Genomic DNA, 20,596 nt, shown 5'->3' on the forward strand with positions numbered 1-20,596 from the left:
TGTCGATCGACACCGTGCGGCCGGGACGAACTGGTCAGACTCCAACGAGCGGTCAGACTCTCAACGAGCGGAGTATCGGCAGGCCGGACCGGGCTGCCGGGCGGCTGGTGTTGCGGGTGGCCGAGTTCTCCGCCTGGGCGCGGACAGGTTTCGCAGTCGGTTTCTCATCCGCTCTCCTACTGTGCCTGTCCGGCCAGGATGCGTTTGGCCGCCGCCCAGCTGGAGTTCCGGGCGGCTTCGAGCTTGAGGTTGTCCAGGTTGACCGGTCCGCTGTGCCATTTGTCGCCGACCTTGTGGTCGACGCCGACCGCCTTCTCGCCGTTGGCCGCCACGCACTCGTGCCGGACGTAGATCCGGCCCGGGATGGGCTCGGGGTCACTCCACCGGGTACAGCTCGGCTCGAGGTCGGCCACGATCTTCCGGTTGAGTTCCCGGTACGTGGCCTCGATGGTGCTGAGCCCGCCGGTCCAACCCGCGTCGATGCGCGCGGTCAGCGTGATCGGATACAACACCTGCGCGCCGAGCCCGATCTGGTCCTTGGCCCGCTTCGAGTCCGGATCCACCGCCTGGTACTTGTTGTTGGCGTTCTGGGCGTACCGGCCGACCTCCATGGCGAAGGACTCCAGGAGGATCTCGTTGTCCCGGAAGTTGTGGTAGTCGAGCATGTCGACTTGTACCGAGGTGGCCTGGCCCAGCACCTCGGCCGCCTCCAGCCCGTCGGCGTGCCCGACCACCTCGTTCTGTAGACCGGTGAGCGCTCCGGTCACCAGCCGGACGAACTCGACGATCTGCTCCGGTGTCGCGCCGCCGGACCGGTAGACGTTCCAGGCGATCAGGGACAGGTCCACGATCGGGCTGCTGATGCCGTCGGCGTTGGCCCGGGCCGGTTGTGCCGCCCCGGTCAGCAGCATCGTCAGCGCGACGGCCGACGCCGCGATGCTCCGTAGAAGTCTCCTGCACATGCCGGAGAGTTTCCCGACACCGGACGGCGCACGTCTTCGTGACCGGGGCGCAACTCCGGGCCGCTCTTTGTCAGTCCGCGTAGTGCGGCACGGCGAGGGTCCGCGCCACCGTCGTGCTCAGCAGCCGGACCCCGACGGTCGAGCCGGGATCGACACCGGTGATCTCACGGACGCGGCGCAGCCGGTAGTCCAGCGTCCGCGGGTGGATGTGCAGCGCGGCGGCGGCGCTGGTGCGGTTCATGTCGTTGGCATAGTAGGCGCGCAGCGTCGCCACCAGATCCGGGCCGCCGACCAGCGCCTTCGCGTAGCCGCGCAGCCAGTCGTCGATAGCCGGCGTGCGGGCCACCGCCATCTCCACGAAGAGGTCCGCGAGTTCCGGCAGCCGCTCCGGACGATCCTGCGGCGGGGCCACCCGGCTCGCCTCCCGGGCCCAGGACAGCGTCTCGGCCAGCCGGCCCACCGCCCCCTGGGCCGACCCCACAGCACAGGGCTGCCCGATCAGCGCCGCCGCATGGCGTACCCGGTGCAGCGTCTTCGCCGGCGGGACGTTGCCGGGCGTGAGCACGGCGAGTTCGTCGGGGGCCAGCCAGGTCACCGGGAACCGGTCCGCGGCGAACGCGGCCACCACCTCGGACCGCGTCTCCGGCGTCGCCGGGGACGGGATCCGCACGATCGAGATCCGGTACTGCCCGGCGATCCGCAGATCCGCGACGAACGGCTCCACCGGCTCGTCGGCGAGCAGGGCACGGGCCAGGATCTCCAGCCGCGTCGACAGCACCTGGGCGGTACCCACCCCTCGGGTGTAGCCGCGCAGGTAGGCGCTCCGGGCCCGGACGCCCTGCGCGCCGAGCCAACCGACCAGTCGCAACAGGTCGGTGACGTCCTCGGGGCGGGCCAGGTCGTGCACCTCGCGCACCATCATCGCGGTGTGCAGGCCGAGCACCTGCTGCTGCGACGGGACGGACAGCCCCGCCTCGGCCCGCTGGCGGCCGACCGCGGAGATGCCCGCCAGGTCCTTGTGGTCCAGCGGCAGTTCGGCCGAAGCGAGTTCGAGTGACCGGCGCCGGATGAAGACCGCGAAGTCGTACATCCCGATGCGGTCGTCGACCTCGGGCGCCATCGCCTGGTACTCGCTGACCTCGTTGGTGTACGTCTCGACCGCGAGCCGCGCGTTGACCTCGACCCGCTCGCGCAGGGCGTTGAACAGGGCACTCATCGATGCGCTTCCTCCCCGTCCCAGGGCCCGCGAGCAGTGACGGTTGCGGATGGTTCGCTACGTCGTCGTACCGTAACACCCTTGTCCCCGGTGCAGGTGTAATCGATCTCCGTGAGTGCCGGGCCGCCCGGCGCCGGTCAGTTCGCGGGCGACTCCGATCGGTGCACCACGACGCAGACCAGCCCCGGACCGGCGTGCGCGGCGATCACCGCACCGGCCTCGCTGACATAGCTGGCCCGCAGCCGGTCGCCGAGACGTTCACGCAGCTGCTCCGCCAGCCCGGCCACCCGGTCGGGTACGGCGAGATGGTGCAGCGCCACCTCGACCTCGCCCGTTCCGGCCGCCTGCACCGCGAGGTCGCCCAGCCGGGCCAGTCCCCGCCCGGCGGTGCGGACCCGGTCCCGCAGTGCGATGCCGCCGTCCGCCACGTGCAGGATCGGCTTCACCGACAGGGCGGTGCCGAGCAGCGCCTCCGCGGCGTTGATCCGGCCACCGCGCCGGAGGAACTCCAGGGTGTCCACGTAGAAGAAGGTGCTGGTCCGGGTGATCGCGTCCAGCGCCGCCCGGCGTACCCCGGTCAGTTCCGCACCCCGTGCGGCGGCCTCGGCGGCGGCGAGCGCCGGGAAGCCCAGACCCATCCCGGTCGACCGGGCGTCGACCACGCTGACCCGGGGACCCAGCTCGGCGGCGGCCAGCCGGGCCGCCTCCACCGTCCCGGAGAGTTCCGCCGACAGGTGTACCGAGACGACCCCGTCGGCCCCCTCGGCGAGCAGCCGGCGGTACGTCCCGACGAACTCCTCCGGGGCCGGCCGGGACGTGCTCATCGCGAACCGTCGCGCGCTCAGCGCCTGGGCGGCGTCCGCCGGACCGACGTCGACGCCCTCCCGCCCCTGCACACCGTCCAGCACGACGATCAACGGCACCACGGTGAGCGGGTACCGGCCGGCCAGCTCGGCCGGCAGGTAGGCGGTGGAGTCGGTGACGACCGCGACAGGCATTCCGGCACGTTAGCCGATCACCGGCGCCGCGACGACCGGACGGCCCGGGTCGGTGCCCCGGGCGGGTGGCTCAGACCGGCGCCGGTGCCGGGCCCTGGGCGACCAGACCGACGTTGTGCCCCCGCAACTGCCAGCCGCGTACCCCGTCGTGCCGCAGCTCGGTCCAGTGGCAGTTGTTCAACGGGCCGACCGAGCGCAGCACGGTGGAGTCCCAGCCGATCAGGTAGCCGCAGCCCTGCCGGGCGCCGCCGCCGTGCGTGGCGACCACTATCGTGCCGCCCGGTACGGCGTCGGCGGCGTCCTGCAACGCCGTGCCGACCCGCTTGCCGAGGTCGTCGAGGCTCTCCACCTCGCTGCCGGGATCGGGGTCGCCGGTCCGCCAGCGGGCGTACTCGGCGGGGAACCGCTGCGCCACCTCGGTCATCAGCAGCCCCTGCCACAGCCCGTAGAAGCGCTCGCGCAGCCGGGCGTCGGTGCGGACCGGCAGGCCGGTCAGTGCCGCCAGCGCGGCGGCGGTGTCGGCGGCCCGGCGCAGGTCGCTGGCGACGATCGCGTCCGGGCGCAGCGCGGCGAGCAGCGGAGCGGCCGCCGCGGCCTGCTCCCGGCCGAGGTCGTTGAGCGGTACGTCGGTCTGCCCCTGCACCCGGTTGGCGGCGTTCCAGTCGGTGTTGCCGTGCCGCCAGACGATCAGCCGGGTCATTCGGCGATGCCCGCCTCGGCCTCCACCAGGTCCCGGTCGACGAACGGGATCGTCGGACAGTCCTTCCACAGCCGGTCCAGCGCGTAGAACTCGCGCTCCTCGCTGTGCTGGACGTGCACCACCAAGTCGACGTAGTCGAGCAGCACCCAGCGGCCCGCCCGCTCGCCCTCGCGGCGGACCGGCTTGGCCTTCTCGGGCAGCCCGACAAGTGCCTCCTCGATCGCGTCCACGATCGCGGTCACCTGGCGCTCGTTCGGCGCGGAGGCGAGCAGGAACGCGTCGGTGATCACCAGCTGGTCCGCCACGTCGATGATGACGATGTCCTGCGCCTTCTTGTCGGCAGCGGCCTGCGCGGCGGCCGTCGCCAGCTCACGGGCGCGGTCGGAAGCTGTCACCGTTCTCCTTCGATCAACCGTCGGACCCTCCTAGCCTCTCACACCGTGCGGCGGTACGGCCTGGCGGTTAACGAACGGTGAGCACGAAACAGGTCGAAATCACCCGCAGTAGAGTCGTCGTTTGGCGATGTACTGCACCACACCGTCCGGGACCAGATACCAGAGCGGCCCACCGGCGGCCACCCGGGCGCGGCAGTCGGTCGAGGAGATGGCCATCGCGGGCACCTCGACCAGGCTGACCGTGTCGGCCGGCAGGTGTGCGTCGGAGAGTACGAAACCGGGCCGGGTGACCCCGATGAAGTGGGCCAACTCGAACATCTGGTCGAGATCCTTCCAGGAGAGGATCTTCTCCAGCGCGTCGGCACCGGTGATGAAGAAGAGCTGCACCTTCGGGCCGTACTCCGAGTGCAGGTCGCGCAGGGTGTCGACGGTGTAGGTCGGGCCACCCCGGTCGATGTCGGCCCGGCTGACCTGGAAGCGCGGGTTCGAGGCCGTCGCGATCACCGTCATCAGGTAGCGGTCCTCGGCGGCGCTCACCGGCTCGTCGGCCTTCTGCCAGGGCTGGCCGGTCGGCACGAAGACCACCTCGTCCAGCTCGAACCGGTCGGCCACCTCGCTGGCGGCCACGAGGTGCCCGTGGTGGATCGGGTCGAAGGTGCCTCCCATGATCCCGATCCGCCGGATGTCTGCCTCCACCACCTGATGGTAGGCCCGGAACCGCCACCCGATCCGGGAGCATGAGCCAGATCGCACTTTCCCCACCCGCCCTGCCGGACCGGCCCGCCAGGCATCCGGAGCCGGGCGCACCGGCCAGGGGCGGCGGTCAGCGCCGGGCGGCGAGTGCCCGGCGCAGGTCGTCGTCGGCGTCGACGACCACCCGACGCAGGCCGGGCGGCAGCTCCGCCCGATCCAGCAGCGCCGCCGCCAGCTCCCGGGTCCGCGCCGAGACGGCGTACCGCGGATAGGCCAGCCCGGCGACCCGGTCGGCCACCCAGGGGGTACGCCGCAGCGCCGCCGCCGGCATCTCGGCGAAGTACCGCTCCACGTAGGAGTCGACCAGTTCCGCCTGCTCCGGCTGCCAGAACCCGCGCGCACTCCCCTCCAGCAGCCGGTTCGACAGGCCGGTCTCGCCGACCAGCAGTGCCCAGGCGCGCTCCTTCGCGGCCGGGTCCGGCAGCGCCGCCCGGCAGGTCGCCGCCCACTCCGCCCCGCTGGCACTGCGGTCCGTCTCCTGCTCGGCGGCGATCTCCGGCTCCCCCGCCTCGCCGAGTACGACCAGCCGGTGCAGTACCGCCCAGCGCAGCTCGGCGTCGACGGCCAGCCCGTCCGGCACCTCCTTGCCGGCCAGCCAGCCGGCCAGTCCGGCGGCGTCCACGGTCGACCCGATCCACCCGCGCGCCGCGGCGAGCTGCCCCGAACCGCCGGACGGCGCCACCGCGAGCAGCCGGGCACAGGCCCCGGCAAGCTGCTCGAGGGCTGCGCCGCGCACCTGCGGGTCCAGGTAGCGGTCGACCAGGTCACGGGCCCGGTTCAGCACGTCCTGCACCACGACCACCTCGGTCTCGGCCGGCAGGGCGGCCACCACCAGTGCCACCAGGCCGGCCACCGGCCGCTCGCCGTCGGTCACCGCGTCCAGCGCCTCGGCCCAGACCAGCGCCCGGGCCAGCGGGTCGGCCAACTCGGGCAGGATCGCCGGTACGGCGGCGACCGAGTCCGGGTCGAAGCGCACCTTGGCGAAGGTCAGGTCGCCGTCGTTGGGCAGCAGCAACCGGGCCGCCGGCAGCCCGGTCAAGCCGTCCAGCACGGTACGACCCCCGTCGGTCGCCGGGTCGACGTCCACCTCGATCCGCTGCCGCAACCGCAGCGCGGTCCCGGCGCCGGCCGGGTCGGGATCGTAGAGTCCGACCCCGATCCGGTGCGGGCGGAGCACCGGATGCTCCGGTGGCGCGCTCTGCACCAGGGCCACCTCGGCGTACCGCCCGGCGTCGTCGCGCCGCACCTCGACGCGCAGGGTGTTGGTCCGCGGCCGGCGCAGCCACACCTCGGCCCAGCCGGTCAGATCCCGACCGCTGCTGGTGGCGAGCGCCGCCAGCAGGTCGGCGAGGGTGGCGTTGCCGAACCGGTGTGCGGCGAAATAGCCGCGCAGCCCGGCCAGGAACGCGTCGTCGCCGACCCAGGCGACGAGCTGGCGGAGCACGGCGGCACCCTTGGCGTACGAGATGCCGTCCAGGTTCGCCAGCGCCTCGGCGGCGTCGACCACCTCGGCCGGGGCGACCGGGTGGGTGGAGGGGCGCTGGTCGGCGGCGTACCCCCAGGCTTTGCGCTGCAACGCGAAGGTGGTCCACGCCCGGTCGAACCGGGTCGCCTCGGCGGTGACCCGGCTGCCGAAGTACTCGGCGAACGACTCGTTCAGCCACAGGTCGTCCCACCAGCGCAGGGTGACCAGGTCGCCGAACCACATGTGCGCCATCTCGTGCGCGATCACGTTCGCCCGGTGTTCCCGCTGGCCGTCGGTCACCGCCGAGCGGTGCAGGAACTCGTCCCGGAAGGTGACCAGGCCAGGATTCTCCATCGCGCCCATGTTGAACTCCGGCACGAACGCCTGGTCGTACTTGTCGAACGGGTAACGCACCCCGAAGAGCTCGTGCAGCCGGTCCAGGCACTGCCGGGTGACCGTGAGGATCTCGTCGGCGTCCCGGTCGAGGACCTCGGCGATCGAACGCCGGCAGTAGAGGCCGAGCGGGATGCCGTCGTGCTCGGCCCGGAGCACCGCGTACGGCCCGGCGACCAGGGTCACGAAGTAGGTGGCCAGCGGCGGGGTCGGGGCGAAGACCCACCGGCCGCAGCTCGATCCGGACGTCGATCCGGACGTCGATCCGGACGTCGATCCGGACGTCGGGCCGGCGGCCAGCCGACCGTTGCCGGCCACGGTCCACCCCTCCGGAGCGACGACGGTCAGGCTCACCGGCGCCTTCAGGTCGGGCTGGTCGAAGCAGGCGAAGATCCGCTGGGCGTTGTCCATCCCCGACATCGCGTAGAGGTAGGTCTCGCCGTCGGCCGGGTCGACGAACCGGTGCAGCCCCTCCCCGCTGTTCGAGTACGCCATCTCCGCCTCGACCACCAGGATGTTCTCGGCGGCCAGCCCGGTCAGCGGGTACTGGTTGTCGGCCAGCGCGGCCGGGTCGAGGTCGACGCCGTTGCAGCGTACGCCGAGCAGTCGGGCCGGCCGGACCTCGACGAAGGTGGCGGCCCCCGGGATGGCCGCGCGGAACCGGACGGTGCTGACCGAACGGAACCGCTCCGCCGGGCCGGTGAGATCGAGTTCGACGTCGTACGACTCGACGGTGAGCAGGGCGGCGCGTTCCGCCGCCGCTACCCGGGTCAGGCTCGGCATCCGCTTATCCTGCACGATGAGCCCGCAGGCGGCTCGGTCCCAGGCAGATTCCACCGATGGAGGAACCGACGATGGCGCAGCACCCCAAGGGCGACTTCGACCTCTCGCGTGCCGTGTGGCAGCGGGCCGAGGGCGACGACTCCGAGGGCGCGGTCGAGATCGCGTTCGTCGACGACCTGATCGGCATGCGCAACTCCGCCGAGCCGGACGGTCCGGTGCTGGTCTTCACCCAGGCGGAGTGGGACGCCTTCGTGGCCGGCGCCCAGGACGGCGAGTTCGACCTCGACTAGCTGTACTGACCACGGAGCCGGCGCCCTGAGCCCACCGGCGCGGTGCCGGCGACCCGACCGGCGCGGTGCCGGTGCCCGGCCGGTCGGACGGGACCGGTTCGCCCGACCGGCCGGGCACTCTCCGATGAACCGGCGAGGCGCTGCGTCATGATCCGGGCGGCATCATCCGCAAACATGAGACGACGTACGGTTAGCCCGTAGTCACGAGATGTTCAGTACGGGCGGGGTCGAGCTGCCGGCCCCCGCCTTGCCCCCTAGCGTGACAGATCCTTTGTGCACCGGTCCCGGACCGGTGCGCGGGTCGCACAGTGCACTACTTGGAGCTGCGCCAAGTTGGGGGAACGAATGCCATCATCCGCACGACCGTCACCGCTGAGCCGTCTACTGAGGACAGGAGTCGCGGTCGGCCTGGTCGCCGCGCTGGCGGCGCCGATCTCCGGTACGGCACCCGCCGCCGCGGTGGTGCTGCCGACCGGTTTCCAGGAACAGGTCGTCTTCACCGGACTGAACCAGCCGACGAACATCGAGTTCGCCGCGGACGGCCGGGTCTTCGTCGCCGAGAAGGGCGGCCGGATCAAGGTGTACGACGACCTCGCCGACACCACCGCGACCGTCTTCGCCGACCTCTCCGCGAACGTGCACAACCAGCACGACCGGGGACTGCTCGGGCTGGCCCTGCACCCGAACTTCCCGACCCAGCCGTACGTCTACGTGCTCTACGCCTACGACGCGCCACCGGGCGAGACCGCGCCGTACTGGAACGACAACTGCGCCTCGGTCGGCGGCACCAACAGCGGGCGGTGCATCATCACCGGCCGGCTCTCCCGGCTGACCGCCGCCGGCAACACGATGACCGGCACCGAACAGGTCTTCATCGACGACTGGTGCCAGCAGTATGCCAGCCACGCCACCGGCGACCTGCGGTTCGGTGCCGACGGCATGCTCTACGCCACCGCCGGGGACGGCGCCAGTTACGACCGGGTCGACTACGGACAGCTCGGCAGCCCGCCGAACCCCTGCGCCGACCCGCCCGGCGGCACGATGAGCCCGCCGACCGCCGAGGGCGGCGCGCTGCGCTCGCAGGACTCCCGGACCACGGCCGACCCGACCAGCCTGGACGGCACCGTGCTCCGGCTCGACCCGCTGACCGGCGCCGCCGCCCCGGGCAACCCGTCGGCGGCCAGCCCCGACCCGAACGTCCGGCGGATCGTCGCGCAGGGGCTGCGCAACCCGTTCCGGTTCGCCATCCGGCCCGGTACCAACGAGGTGTGGGCCGGCGACGTCGGCTGGAACCGCTGGGAGGAGGTCAACCGGGTGGTCGACCCGACCGCCGGGGTGACGAACTTCGGCTGGCCCTGCTTCGAGGGGACCGGCCGGCAGAGCGGCTACGACAGCGCCAACCTCGACCTGTGCGAGAGCCTCTACTCAGGTGCCGGGCAGACGGCGCCGTTCTACGCGTACGACCACGCGGAGCGGGTGGTGGCCAACGAGGCGTGCCCGACCGGCGGTTCCTCGGTCTCCGGTGCCGCGTTCTACCCGGCGGCCGGCGGCAGCTATCCGGGCGAGTACGCGGGTGCGCTCTTCTTCTCCGACTACTCCCGGGACTGCATCTGGGCGATGCTGCCCAGCGCACCCGGCGGGGTGCCGGTGGCGGCCAACCGGCGTACCTTCGGCAGCGCGGCGGCGAACCCGGTCGACCTGGCGACGGGGCCCGGTGGCGACCTCTACTACGTCGACCACGCCGGTTCGGTACGCCGGATCCGCTACTTCCCCGGCAACCAGCCGCCGGTCGCGTCGATCGCCGCCTCCCCCACCTCGGGGAGCGCGCCGTTGACGGTGAACTTCGACGGCACCGGCTCCACCGACGCCGACCCGGCCGACGCCGGCCGGCTGCGCTACGAGTGGGACTTCACCGACGACGGCACCGTGGACGCCACCACGGCGACGGCGACGCACACCTATCCGGCCGGTGGCCCCTACACCGCCCGGCTCACCGTCTACGACACGCTGAACGCCTCCGGCACCCAGACGGTGCCGATCCAGACCGGCAACAGCATGCCGACCGCGGTGATCGACACCCCGGGCGACGACTTCACCTGGGCGGTGAACGACCCGATCAGCTTCACCGGGCACGCCACCGACCCCGACCAGGGCACCCTGCCGGCCAGTGCGCTGCACTGGCGGATGCTGCTGCACCACTGCTACACGCTGGACAACTGCCACACCCACACGTTGCAGGACTTCACCGGCAGCAGCGGCAGCATGCTCGGGCCGGACCACGAGTATCCGTCCTACCTGGAGCTGGTGCTCACCGCCACGGACAACGGCGGGCTGTCGCACAGCACGAGCGTGCGGCTCGACCCGAAGACCGTCGACCTGACCTTCAACTCCAGCCCGGCGGGCCTGCAACTGGTCTTCGGCGGCACGGCACAGGCGGCGCCGTTCACCCGTACCGTCATCCAGGGGTCGAGCAACACGATAAGCGCGGTCACCCCGCAGAGCCAGGGCGGCGTGACGTACGTCTTCGGCTCCTGGTCCGACGGTGGCGCGCAGACCCACGTCGTCACCGCACCGGCCACCCCGGTCAGCTACACCGCGACCTTCAACCCGCAGGCGGGCAGCGTCCGGCTGCCGCAGTCGGCGTGGAGCGTCGCCGGGGTGGACAGCCAGGAGACACTGCTGGTCAACGGCCGGGGCAACAACGTACGCGACGGCAACAGCTCGTCGATCTGGCACACCCAGCGGCTGCTCTCCAACCCGGCGCACCCGCACTGGATCGACCTCGACCTGGGCAGCGCCCGGACGGTCAACCGGCTGTACTACCTGCCCCGGCAGGGCTCGAACACCGGCGGTCGGATCACCGGCTACGAGGTGTACGTCTCGAACAGCCGGAGCAGTTGGGGCACGCCGGTCGCCACCGGCACCTTCCCGAACAGCGCGGCCGAACAGACGGTGACGATCCCGCCGACAAGCGGCCGGTACGTCCGGCTCCGCGCCCTCGGTGAGGTCGGCGGCAACCGGTGGACCTCGGTGGCCGAACTCAACGTCGGCGTGGTGCCGAACGGCTGATCCGGAGATCCCGCGACCGGCGGGGCCCTGCCACCGCCGGTCGCGGGAGCGCCAACGCCCACCGCCGCTTGCCGGGACGAGCATCGCGGAGTTACCATGAAGGTACTTAGCGTTGTCCCGGCACGGTCAACCTCTGCCGATCCACCGGCAAGGTGGGCAAGACCCCAGAACCTTGGGGGGAGTCGCCCCAAATGGCTGTGTCGTCATCACGGGCACCCTCTCTCTTGAGGAGTGCCCGTGCCCCGTTTCGGGTTTCCGGTGCGAAACGTCCGCTCCTCCGACCGCGCGGCCGTGCCGGTCGTCCCGCCGCCCAGTGCCAACTCCGTCGCCCAGGTGCTCGACGCCCTCCGACAGGCGGCCGAGTTGGCCACACAGCTCGACGCGGAGGTACGCCGGCAGTCACAGACCCTGGAATCGCTGCAGGCCCGGATCGCGAGCCAGGAGCGGATCGCCGCGGTGAGCACGGCGGACGTACGCGTGATCACCCGCCTCGTCGCCTCGGCGATCGACGTACGGCACAACCGGCTGCGACGGGTCAGCCGACGCGACCAGTTGCTGTTCTTCGCACTCGGTGTGCTCGCCTCGATTCCGGTACAGCTCCTCGTCGACTGGTTGACCTGATCACCCCCGACCGACTGCGGCTGCGACGGCGACGAAGGACCGGCCCCCGATGGCCCCGACGACAACCGACCCTCTTCGGCACGCTCCGTCGGCTGCCGGTCCTGCTACCGTGGACGCGTGCGGATGACCTCGAACGGTTGGTGGCTGCCCTGACGGGCGGCCCACGCATCCGCGTACCCGATCAACAGCCAGCGGCCGCCTCCGGGCGGCCGTTTCGGATGTGCTCCCGGAGGCGGCGGCCGAACCGGTAAGGAGCACCTGCCATGCCCCCGAGCAGCACACCACTCCCGGCACCCAGCGCACTCGCCACCCCGAGCACCCCGGTGGTACGCCGGATCACCGGGCTCAAGCCGACCGGTCACCTGCACCTGGGCAACCTGGTCGGTGCGATCCGGCCGATGGTCGCCGGCCAGTACCGGACGGAGACGATCGTCTTCCTGGCCGACCTGCACGCGCTCACCGTCAGCCACCAACCGGCACGGATCCGCGAGCTCACCCTGGAACAGGCCACCGTGCTGCTCGCCGCCGGCCTCGACCCGGACCGGGCACTGCTCTACGTGCAGTCCCAGGTGCCGCAGCACACCGAGCTGCACTACCTGCTGGAGTGCGCCACCGGCTACGGCGAGGCGCACCGGATGATCCAGTTCCGGGAGAAGTCGGCGCAGCGGGACCGCGTCCGGCTGAGCCTGCTCAGCTATCCGGTGCTGATGGCCGCCGACATCCTGCTGCACGACGTGCACGAGGTGCCGGTCGGCGAGGACCAGAGCCAGCATCTCGAACTCACCCGGACCGTGGCGACCCGGTTCAACGCCCGGTACGGCGAGACCTTCACGGTGCCCCGGGGCGTCCTACCGGCGGTCTCGGCCAGGGTGATGGACCTGGCCGACCCGACCGCGAAGATGGGCAAGACCAACGCGAGCGGAGCGGGGACGATCTTCCTGCTCGACCCGCCCGAGGTGATCCGCCGCAAGGTGCTGCGGGCGGTGACCGATCCGGCGCGCACCGTCGGCTACGACCCGATCCGCCGCCCCGGCGTGGCGAACCTGCTGGAGATCCTGGCCTCCTGCCTGGGCAGCCCGCCCGACGTCCTGGCCGCCGACTACGGCTCGTACGCCCAACTCAAGAACGCGGTCGCCGAGGCGGTCGAGGCGATGCTCCGGCCGATCCGGCTCCGCCACACCGAGCTGGCCCGGGATCCTGGCTACGTCCGGCGGGTACTCGCCGACGGCGCCGAACGCGCCCGGGACAACGCCGCCGACACGGTGCACCGGGCCAGACACGCGATCGGCCTGCTCAGCCATTGAAGAGCGCCGCCCTCGGGGAAGATCGCACTACTTCGGCGAAGGAGTGGCCTCGGCCCGTCCCGAGACCACTCTTCCAGGGAAAGAGCGCGATCTTCCCCTGCGGGGCGGAGCGGGGCGGGGCGGGGTCAGGCCGGGACCGGGAGTCGCTTTTCGAAGCAGACGCTGTAGGGGTTGCCGGCGTAGTCGCCGTAGACCGGGATCTCCGCGTAGCCGGACGAGAGATAGAGCTGGATCGCACCGGGTAGGTGGCTGCCGGTCTCCAGCCGCAGCACGGTGTGCCCGGAGCGCAGAGCGAGTTCCTCCAGCGCGCCTAGCAGCTGCCGGGCGAGGCCCTGACCCCGGTACGCCGGCCGCACGTACATCCGCCTGATCTCCGCGGTGTCCCGGTCCAGCGCCCGGATCGCCCCACAGACGACCGCCCGGCCGCCGAGCACCCCGACCAGATAGCGGGCGTCGTCGTGCGGTACGAACACGTGCCCGCCCGGACTGCCGTCGGCCTCCCGAAGCTCACGCTGCTGGGCCACCACCAGGGCGGCCAGCTCGGGATCCGACGACGCACGCGACTCGATCAGCACAGCACGGACGCTAACCACCGGCCGTTGCGGCAAGGTTTCGGCCAGGTGGCCCCGACACGGAGCGTAGAGGACCAATCATCCGCACCTGTCGTAATCGCCGACGACTGTCGCGGGCAGGTGACGCCGCCCCGTGCGGAGACGACGCCGCCCGCCCCGTGGACAGATGACGCCCCCCGTGCGGAGACGACGCCTCTGCACGGGGCAGGTGACGCCGCCCCGTGGACAGATGACGCCGCTCCGCAGGGAGATGACGGTCTGGCGCGGTCAGTCCTCGTCGAGGCGGTCGACCGGCGGCGGGACGCTGCCGTCCGGCCCCGACTCCTCGACCGGCTCGCCGGACGGACGCTGCCGCCGGGCCTTGCGGGCGGCGAGCCGCTCCGCCGCGGTCGGCCGGGTCACCTGCTCGGCCAACCGGCTGTCGGTGCCCCGGGCGCTCGGCACGTACTCCGCACCGGCGTACAGCGTCGGTTGCCAGTCGAACTCCCGCTCGCCGATCCGGACCAGGCTGCCCGGCTCGGCACCGGCCTTGGCGAGCTGGTCCTCGACGCCGAGCCGGGCCAGCCGGTCCGCCAGATAGCCGACCGCCTCGTCGTTGTCGAAGTTCGTCTGCTTGACCCAGCGCTCCGGCCGCTGCCCACGCACCACGTACGCGCCGTCCGGTGCCGCCTCGACGGTGAAGCCGGCGTCGTCGACAGCTGTCGGCCGGATCACGATCCGGGTCGGTTCCAGGTCCGGCGCCACCGCCCGGGACTGCTCGACCAGCTCCGCCAGTGCGAAGGTCAACTCGCGCAGCCCTTCCCGGGTCACCGCCGAGACCTCGAAGACCCGCAGGCCACGCGCCTCGATGTCAGGCCGGACGATCTCGGCCAGGTCCCGCCCGTCCGGTACGTCGATCTTGTTGAGTACGACCAGCCGGGGCCGGTCGGTCAACCCGCCGTACTCGGACAACTCGGCTTCGATGGCGTCGATGTCGGCCAGCGGGTCGCGCCCCGGCTCCAGGGTGGCCGCGTCCACCACGTGCACCAGCACCGCACAGCGCTCGATGTGCCGCAGGAACGCCAGCCCGAGCCCCTTGCCGCTGGCCGCCCCCGGGATCAACCCCGGTACGTCGGCGACCGTGAAGGTGTGCTCGTCGATCCGGACCACACCGAGATTCGGCACCAGCGTGGTGAACGGATAGTCGGCGATCTTCGGCTTGGCCGCCGAGAGCACCGAGATCAGCGAGGACTTGCCGGCAGACGGGAAACCCACCAGGCCGACGTCGGCCACGCTCTTGAGTTCGAGTACGACGTCCAGCCGGTCCCCGGGCTCGCCCAGCTCGGCGAAGCCTGGCGCCTTGCGACGGGCGTTGGCCAAGGAGGCGTTGCCCCGGCCGCCACGACCGCCCCGGGCCACCTCGAAGGTGGTGCCGGCGCCGGTCAGGTCGGCCAGCACCGTACCGTCCATGGCGTGCACGACCGTGCCGTCCGGGACCTTGAGCACCAGGTGCTGCCCGTTCGCGCCGTCCCGGTTGGAACCGGCGCCGCCCTTGCCGTTCTCGGCCTTGACGTGCGGCCGGAAGTGGAAGTCGAGCAGGGTGTGCACCTGGGGGTCGACCACCAGGGAGACGCTTCCGCCGTGCCCGCCGTTGCCGCCGTCCGGCCCGCCGAACGGCTTGAACTTCTCCCGATGGATCGAGACGCAACCGTGCCCGCCGTCACCGGCCTGCAGGTGCAGTACGACCCGGTCAACGAACGTGGTCACGCTGCCAATCCTTTCATCGGTGCCGGTCGTCGGCACCGGATACGACCCAGGTCCGCCCGCCGGCCCGGGCCCGCCCCCCGCCAGCCGGCCGAGGAGGCCGGGTCCGGTCGACGGGTACGGACGAGAAACGGCGGAGCGGGCCCGGACACCAGGTCCGCGGCCCGCTCCGCCGGAAAGCTGACGTTACCGCTCGGACGGCACGATGCTGACGACCTTGCGGCCGCGCCTGGTGCCGAACTGGACCGCACCGGCGGCCAGCGCGAACAACGTGTCGTCGCCGCCGCGACCGACCAGGTCACCGGGGTGGAACTTGGTGCCCCGCTGCCGGATCAGGATCTCGCCGGCGTTGACGACCTGCCCACCGAACCGCTTGACGCCGAGCCGCTGTGCCGCGGAGTCGCGACCGTTCCGCGAGCTGGACGCACCCTTTTTGTGAGCCATCTGAGGACGACCTGTCTTTCCGCTGGGGCTTACTTGCCGTTGGAGATGCCGGTCACCTTGACCTTGGTCAACGGCTGGCGGTGACCCTGGCGCTTGTGGTAGCCGGTCTTGTTCTTGAACTTGTGGATCCGGATCTTCGGACCCTTGGTGTGCTCGGCGATCTCGCCGGACACCGCGACCTTGGCCAGCTGCCCGGCGTCGGTCACCAGGTTGTCCCCGTCGACGAGGAGGACGGCGGCGAGCTTGACCGCGTCGCCCGGCTGGCCGACCAGCTTCTCGACCTCGATCACGTCGCCCTCGGCGACCTTGTACTGCTTGCCGCCGGTCTTGACGATCGCGTACATCGGACGCGGACTCCCTGTCGTTGAGGCTGCGGGTGGTTGTTCGCGACGGCCCGCTCGACCGCACGGGGTGCGGGGACGGGCACGCGAGAACGTGGCGCGTAATCTGCGCCGCAGGCTAGCGTACGCCATGGCGGGCCCGTCACCCAAACCGGCCCCACGCCCGGGGTCGCTGCGTGAGCCGGTGACCAGCCCCGCCGCCCGCCGCCCGGAGCACCGTCGTGCCCTCGCACCGCCGTGCCGTCGTGCCCTCGCACCGCCGTGCCGTCATGCCCTCGCACCGCCGCACCGCCGCACCGCCGTGCCGGCTCCCGGCATGCCGGCTGGGTCGGGTCAGGTCGCGCAGAGCTGGTCGAGCCGCTGCTGCAACTGTTCGAGCCTGTTCTCGTCCACGGACTCGACGGTGGCCTTCATCGTGCCGACCTCGGTCGCGATCTCGGCGAGTACCGTCTTGAGCCGCTCGTCGGTGGCCCGGGCGGACTGCTCCCGCATCGCGTCGCCCCAGGTCCGCAGGGCCGCCTCAGCCTTGCGCTGCGCCGTCTGCGCTCCGGCGGTGTCACCGGCCCCGGCCGCCTGGAGCGACTTGCCCAGCTCCGAGACGAAGGTCTGCACCGAGGAGGTGGCGGCCTTGGTGGCGGCCTCGCAGACCTCCTTACCATTGCCGACCGCCGGCCTGGTGTCCGCCACCGCCGGCGATCCGGACGGGCCCCCCGGGCTGCTGCCCGGCGTCCCGGCACCCGGGGACGGTGCCGTCCCGCTCGACGGGGTGCCGGACGGGCCGGGCGCGGCGCCGTCGCGCTCACCCGAGCAGCCGGCCGCCGCGAACAGCGCGGCGGTGATAGCGGCGGTCACCAGCAGGCGTCGCATCGTCTTCGTCTCCTCCGGGGGTGCGGCTGGTCCCCCGCGAGGAGGTACCGGCGGTGGCCGGCGACCGGTCAGGGCTCGATCGGGGGATCGCGAGGGAGTGACCAGCCTAGCCAGCCCCGGCGCCAGAAACCCAAGTCCAAGGCCCGCCACCATCCCGTACCCGCCACCATCCCGTACCCGGCAACGCCCGGACCTGACGACAACGTCAGGTCCGGGCGGGCGTCAGCGTGCAGGCCGGGTACGACGCGGAAGGATCAGTACGGCGTCAGGGCCGGGTACGGCGCGGACGGGCCACAGCACGCCGTCAGGGGCGGGTACGGCGGCGGGTGCCACCGCGCCGGGCCCGGCGACGGCCGCCGCCGACCTCCGCACCGTCGGCCTCCGCGTCCGGGTCACCGCCGTCCTCGATACCGTCCGGGTCACCGGCACCGGCCAGCCGCATCGACTCGGCCGGCCCGGCCTCGGCGACGTCTCCGGCCCCGGGGCCGTCGCTGTCCACCTCGTAGCGGGACAGGTCGTACCCCATGGTGTCCTCGTACTCCGAGACCTCGACGACGACCCGCTCCGGTGCGGCCGCCTTGCGGCCCCGGCGTCGACCGCCACCGGCCGGCGCCTCCGGGGTGGCGTTCCCGGCCGACGTCGGGGTACCGGTGGCCGAGGCGACCGCCTTGACCTTGTCACCGCCGCCCGGCCGGGACTTCTCCGGCACCGGCTCGGTGTGGATGATCAGGCCGCGGCCCTTGCAGCAGTCGCAGGTCTCGCTGAACGCCTCCAGCAGCCCGGCACCGATCCGCTTCCGGGTCATCTGGACCAGGCCGAGCGAGGTGATCTCGGTCACCTGGTGCTTGGTCCGGTCCCGGCCCAGGCACTCGGTGAGCCGGCGCAGCACCAGCTCGCGGTTCGACTCCAGCACCATGTCGATGAAGTCGATCACGACGATGCCGCCGAGGTCGCGGAGCCGGAGCTGCCGGACGATCTCCTCGGCCGCCTCCAGGTTGTTCCGGGTGACCGTCTCCTCCAGGTTGCCGCCGGCACCGGTGTACTTGCCGGTGTTGACGTCGATCACCGTCATCGCCTCGGTACGGTCGATCACCAGGTGACCGCCGGAGGGCAGGAAGACCTTCCGGTCCAGCCCCTTGAGGATCTGCTCGTCGATCCGCCGCTCGGCGAAGACGTCCCCGGCACCGGTGTGCCGGCGCAGCCGGGGCACCAGGTCCGGCGAGACGTGCGAGAGGTAGGACTCGACCATCTCGTACGACTCGTCACCCTGCACGACCAGCTCGCGGAAGTCCTCGTTGAACAGGTCCCGGACCACCCGGATCACCAGGTCGGGCTCCTCGTAGAGCAGTACCGGGGCGCCACCCTCGGCCGCCTTGGCCTGGATGTCCTCCCACTGCGCCTGGAGCCGCTTCACGTCCCGGGCCAGCTCGTCCTCGCTGGCTCCCTCGGCCGCGGTCCGGACGATCACGCCGGCACCGTCCGGCACCAGCTTCTTCAGGATGTCGCGCAGCCGCTTGCGCTCGGTGTCCGGCAGCTTGCGGCTGATCCCGGAGGCGTTGCCGTGGGGTACGTAGACCAGGTGCCGCCCGGAGAGCGCGATGTGGCTGGTCAGCCGGGCGCCCTTGTGCCCGATCGGGTCCTTGGTGACCTGCACCAGCACCGAGTCGCCGGAGCGCAGCGCCTGCTCGATCGAGCGGGCCCGCCCCTCCAGGCCACTGCTGTCCCAGTTGACCTCGCCGGCGTAGAGCACCGCGTTGCGGCCCCGCCCGACGTCGACGAAGGCCGCCTCCATGCTGGGCAGCACGTTCTGCACCTTGCCCAGATAGACGTTGCCGGCCATCGTGCCGGCGGAGGCCCGGGTGACGTAGTGCTCGACCAGCACCCCGTCCTCCAGTACGGCGATCTGGGTGCGGTCGCCGCGCTGGCGTACCGCCATCACCCGGTCGACCGCCTCCCGGCGGGCCAGGAACTCCGACTCGCTGAGGATCGGCGGGCGGGTACGCCGCTGCTCGCGACCGTCCCGGCGGCGCTGCCGCTTGGCCTCCAGTCGGGTCGAGCCGGAGACGCCCTGCACCTCGTCCGCGCTCTTGCGAGGCTCGCGGATCTTGATGACGGTGTGTACGCCGTCCTCGGCCGTGCCGTCGGTGTCGCCGGCACCCTTGCGCCGACGTCGACGGCGGCGCCGGGTCACCCCGTCACCGTTCTCGCCTTCGTCGTCCTCGTCATCGTCGGCAGCGGTCTCGACCTGTGCCGCCGGCTCGTCGCTCTCCTCGGCGTCGTCGACGTCGTCCGCGCCGCCCTTGCCCCGGCCGCGTCCCCGGCGACCGCGTCGACGCCGGCGCCGGGCCGCCGCACTCTCGTCGTCCGAGTCGAGGTCGGCGTCCGAGTCAATCTCCGCCTCGGAGTCCGTCAGGTCCGGGGCCTCCTGGTCGGCGACGACTGCCGCCGTCCCGGCCTCGGCCTCGGCGTCCGGCACGGCCGGTTCGGCCCCGCGCCGTCCCCGGCGGCGCCGCCGGGTGCCCTCGACCGGCTCCACCGGCTCGCCCTCGGCCTCTGCCTCGGCCGGCCGGGCCGTCGGAACGGGTTCGGCGACCGGGGCGACCCGGGCCGGCGCGGTCTCCGTCTCCGCCTCGGGGGCCATGAACAGCACCGTGGGCGCGGAGAGCGCGGCGCGGCGTCGACGCCCCCGGGGCACCACCGCTGCCCCGGGCTCGTCCTCGGCCGCCTCGGCGGTCGCCGGCAGGCCGGCCCCGCCGGTCAGCTCAGACCGGCCGGACACACCGGCACCAGTGCCAGCATCGGCATCGGCATCGGCATCGGCGCGGGTCACCGGCATCTCGCCGGCCATCGCCGGAACACCCTCGGCAGCCACCGAGGAGCTCTCGGCCACCGCCGGGACACTCTCGGCAGCCGTCGGCGGGTTGCCGGCGGCCTCGGTCGGCGCGGCGGGCGACGCCGCCTTCTTCCGCCGGGTCCGGGTCACCTTCACCGGCGGTACGGGCTCGCCGGCCGCCGCGTCCTCGACACCCGCAGCGGAGCTGCCCGGACCAGCGGCCGCGCCGGTCGGAGTCGCGCCGGTCCCACCAACTGGGGCCGGCTCGGCGGCCGGGGTCGCCCCCGCAGTCGTCTCGGCGGCCGGAGCCGTCCCACCGATCGGAGCGGTCCCGGTGGCCGGAAGTCCGGTGTCGTCCTTCCTGTCCGCCGTGGTGGCCTTGCGCCGCCGCCGGGTCGCCTTCGGCGCCGGCTCGATGCCGGCGGCCATCGGTGCCAGTACCTCGGCGTCGGTGGCCTCGCCGCTGGTCGCCCGGGTGCTGCTGGGCGCCTCGGCCGGTATCCCGGTCGGCGCCGGCTCGCTCGCCGTGCTGGCGGTTCGGCGCCGGGTGGTACGCCGCCGCGCCGGCGCCTCCGCGACACCGTCCTGCGCGGTCGCCCCCGGCACGGCACCGTCCTGTGCGGTGCCGCTCTGCGCGGCACCGTCCTCCGCGGTCGCACCTTGTGCGGAGGCGCTCTGCGCGGCACCGCCCTGCGCGGTGCCGGCCTGCGCCGGGGCGTCCGGCGGGTTCGTGCGCTCGGTGCTGTCGCTTGCGGTGGTGGCGTCGACGGTCGGCTCCGCGCCGGTCCGTTCTCCGCCCTCTGGCTCGTTCTCGAGCATGGACGTTCTCCAGTTCTGGCGTCCCCGG

The 20,596-nt window shown here is 72.5% G+C and carries 17 protein-coding genes; 4 read left to right on the forward strand and 13 right to left on the reverse strand.

The window, feature by feature from the left end; all coding sequences use genetic code 11:
* Positions 1-176: 176 nt before the first annotated feature.
* The 7 genes from ACN28A_RS05290 to pepN form a co-directional block, all read right to left on the reverse strand.
* A complete protein-coding gene (locus ACN28A_RS05290) occupies positions 177-962 on the reverse strand; it encodes a hypothetical protein (protein ID WP_421392921.1) in 786 nt (261 codons plus the stop codon).
* A gap of 70 nt (positions 963-1,032) precedes the next feature.
* Complete coding sequence (locus ACN28A_RS05295) at positions 1,033-2,178, reverse strand: PucR family transcriptional regulator (protein ID WP_421392923.1); 1,146 nt, start codon at positions 2,176-2,178, stop codon at positions 1,033-1,035.
* A gap of 137 nt (positions 2,179-2,315) precedes the next feature.
* Positions 2,316-3,176: a DegV family protein gene (locus ACN28A_RS05300; protein WP_421392925.1), complete on the reverse strand. Its 861-nt coding sequence runs from the start codon at positions 3,174-3,176 to the stop codon at positions 2,316-2,318.
* Positions 3,177-3,246: 70 nt separating this feature from the next.
* Complete coding sequence (locus tag ACN28A_RS05305) at positions 3,247-3,876, reverse strand: histidine phosphatase family protein (protein ID WP_421392928.1); 630 nt, start codon at positions 3,874-3,876, stop codon at positions 3,247-3,249.
* Positions 3,873-4,271 (reverse strand): ribosome silencing factor, encoded by a 399-nt coding sequence (gene rsfS / locus ACN28A_RS05310; protein ID WP_421392931.1) that lies wholly within the window; start codon positions 4,269-4,271, stop codon positions 3,873-3,875. Before rsfS ends, ACN28A_RS05305 begins: the two co-directional genes overlap by 4 nt.
* A gap of 99 nt (positions 4,272-4,370) precedes the next feature.
* Complete coding sequence (nadD, locus tag ACN28A_RS05315; RefSeq protein ID WP_421392933.1) at positions 4,371-4,967, reverse strand: nicotinate-nucleotide adenylyltransferase; 597 nt, start codon at positions 4,965-4,967, stop codon at positions 4,371-4,373.
* A gap of 127 nt (positions 4,968-5,094) precedes the next feature.
* Positions 5,095-7,665 carry an aminopeptidase N gene (pepN, locus tag ACN28A_RS05320; RefSeq protein WP_421392934.1) on the reverse strand — a complete coding sequence of 857 codons (2,571 nt, stop codon included), beginning with the start codon at positions 7,663-7,665 and terminating at the stop codon, positions 5,095-5,097.
* A 71-nt stretch (positions 7,666-7,736) separates the two neighbouring features.
* Here pepN and ACN28A_RS05325 point away from each other — a divergent pair, with 71 nt between their 5' ends.
* The 4 genes from ACN28A_RS05325 (at position 7,737) to trpS (ending at position 12,949) form a co-directional block, all read left to right on the forward strand.
* Positions 7,737-7,955 carry a DUF397 domain-containing protein gene (locus ACN28A_RS05325; protein WP_101371446.1) on the forward strand — a complete coding sequence of 73 codons (219 nt, stop codon included), beginning with the start codon at positions 7,737-7,739 and terminating at the stop codon, positions 7,953-7,955.
* A 345-nt stretch (positions 7,956-8,300) separates the two neighbouring features.
* A complete protein-coding gene (locus tag ACN28A_RS05330; protein WP_421392936.1) occupies positions 8,301-11,024 on the forward strand; it encodes a PQQ-dependent sugar dehydrogenase in 2,724 nt (907 codons plus the stop codon).
* Between the two features lie 237 nt (positions 11,025-11,261).
* Positions 11,262-11,645, forward strand: a complete 384-nt coding sequence (locus ACN28A_RS05335; RefSeq protein WP_421392937.1) for a hypothetical protein — start codon at positions 11,262-11,264, stop codon at positions 11,643-11,645.
* Between the two features lie 263 nt (positions 11,646-11,908).
* A complete protein-coding gene (trpS, locus tag ACN28A_RS05340) occupies positions 11,909-12,949 on the forward strand; it encodes a tryptophan--tRNA ligase (protein ID WP_421392940.1) in 1,041 nt (346 codons plus the stop codon).
* A 125-nt stretch (positions 12,950-13,074) separates the two neighbouring features.
* On the opposite strand, the gene ACN28A_RS05345 is transcribed toward trpS, so the two are convergent.
* The 6 genes from ACN28A_RS05345 to ACN28A_RS05370 form a co-directional block, all read right to left on the reverse strand.
* Positions 13,075-13,524: a GNAT family N-acetyltransferase gene (locus tag ACN28A_RS05345; RefSeq protein ID WP_421392943.1), complete on the reverse strand. Its 450-nt coding sequence runs from the start codon at positions 13,522-13,524 to the stop codon at positions 13,075-13,077.
* A 264-nt stretch (positions 13,525-13,788) separates the two neighbouring features.
* Complete coding sequence (gene obgE, locus ACN28A_RS05350; protein ID WP_421392945.1) at positions 13,789-15,267, reverse strand: GTPase ObgE; 1,479 nt, start codon at positions 15,265-15,267, stop codon at positions 13,789-13,791.
* A gap of 183 nt (positions 15,268-15,450) precedes the next feature.
* Positions 15,451-15,708, reverse strand: coding sequence for a 50S ribosomal protein L27 (gene rpmA, locus ACN28A_RS05355; protein WP_278063661.1), 258 nt, complete (start codon positions 15,706-15,708; stop codon positions 15,451-15,453).
* Between the two features lie 29 nt (positions 15,709-15,737).
* Complete coding sequence (gene rplU / locus ACN28A_RS05360) at positions 15,738-16,052, reverse strand: 50S ribosomal protein L21 (RefSeq protein ID WP_278063662.1); 315 nt, start codon at positions 16,050-16,052, stop codon at positions 15,738-15,740.
* Positions 16,053-16,382: 330 nt separating this feature from the next.
* On the reverse strand, positions 16,383-16,916 hold the full coding sequence (locus ACN28A_RS05365; RefSeq protein ID WP_421392948.1) for a hypothetical protein: 534 nt from the start codon (positions 16,914-16,916) through the stop codon (positions 16,383-16,385).
* A gap of 304 nt (positions 16,917-17,220) precedes the next feature.
* On the reverse strand, positions 17,221-20,568 hold the full coding sequence (locus ACN28A_RS05370; protein WP_421392950.1) for an Rne/Rng family ribonuclease: 3,348 nt from the start codon (positions 20,566-20,568) through the stop codon (positions 17,221-17,223).
* Between the last annotated feature and the right edge of the window lie 28 nt (positions 20,569-20,596).

Source organism: Plantactinospora sp. WMMB782, assembly GCF_049179135.1.
Taxonomy (GTDB): domain Bacteria; phylum Actinomycetota; class Actinomycetes; order Mycobacteriales; family Micromonosporaceae; genus Plantactinospora.

What these genes read in the sequence shown, in the direction of transcription:
- pepN (WP_421392934.1), bottom strand. Translation starts at nt 7,665, where the DNA reads ATGCCGAGCCTGACCCGGGTAGCGGCGGCGGAACGCGCCGCCCTGCTC.
- ACN28A_RS05365 (WP_421392948.1), bottom strand. Translation starts at nt 16,916, where the DNA reads ATGCGACGCCTGCTGGTGACCGCCGCTATCACCGCCGCGCTGTTCGCG.
- rpmA (WP_278063661.1), bottom strand. Translation starts at nt 15,708, where the DNA reads ATGGCTCACAAAAAGGGTGCGTCCAGCTCGCGGAACGGTCGCGACTCC.
- rplU (WP_278063662.1), bottom strand. Translation starts at nt 16,052, where the DNA reads ATGTACGCGATCGTCAAGACCGGCGGCAAGCAGTACAAGGTCGCCGAG.
- trpS (WP_421392940.1), top strand. Translation starts at nt 11,909, where the DNA reads ATGCCCCCGAGCAGCACACCACTCCCGGCACCCAGCGCACTCGCCACC.
- ACN28A_RS05370 (WP_421392950.1), bottom strand. Translation starts at nt 20,568, where the DNA reads ATGCTCGAGAACGAGCCAGAGGGCGGAGAACGGACCGGCGCGGAGCCG.
- ACN28A_RS05295 (WP_421392923.1), bottom strand. Translation starts at nt 2,178, where the DNA reads ATGAGTGCCCTGTTCAACGCCCTGCGCGAGCGGGTCGAGGTCAACGCG.
- ACN28A_RS05325 (WP_101371446.1), top strand. Translation starts at nt 7,737, where the DNA reads ATGGCGCAGCACCCCAAGGGCGACTTCGACCTCTCGCGTGCCGTGTGG.
- ACN28A_RS05290 (WP_421392921.1), bottom strand. Translation starts at nt 962, where the DNA reads ATGTGCAGGAGACTTCTACGGAGCATCGCGGCGTCGGCCGTCGCGCTG.
- ACN28A_RS05305 (WP_421392928.1), bottom strand. Translation starts at nt 3,876, where the DNA reads ATGACCCGGCTGATCGTCTGGCGGCACGGCAACACCGACTGGAACGCC.
- ACN28A_RS05300 (WP_421392925.1), bottom strand. Translation starts at nt 3,176, where the DNA reads ATGCCTGTCGCGGTCGTCACCGACTCCACCGCCTACCTGCCGGCCGAG.
- ACN28A_RS05330 (WP_421392936.1), top strand. Translation starts at nt 8,301, where the DNA reads ATGCCATCATCCGCACGACCGTCACCGCTGAGCCGTCTACTGAGGACA.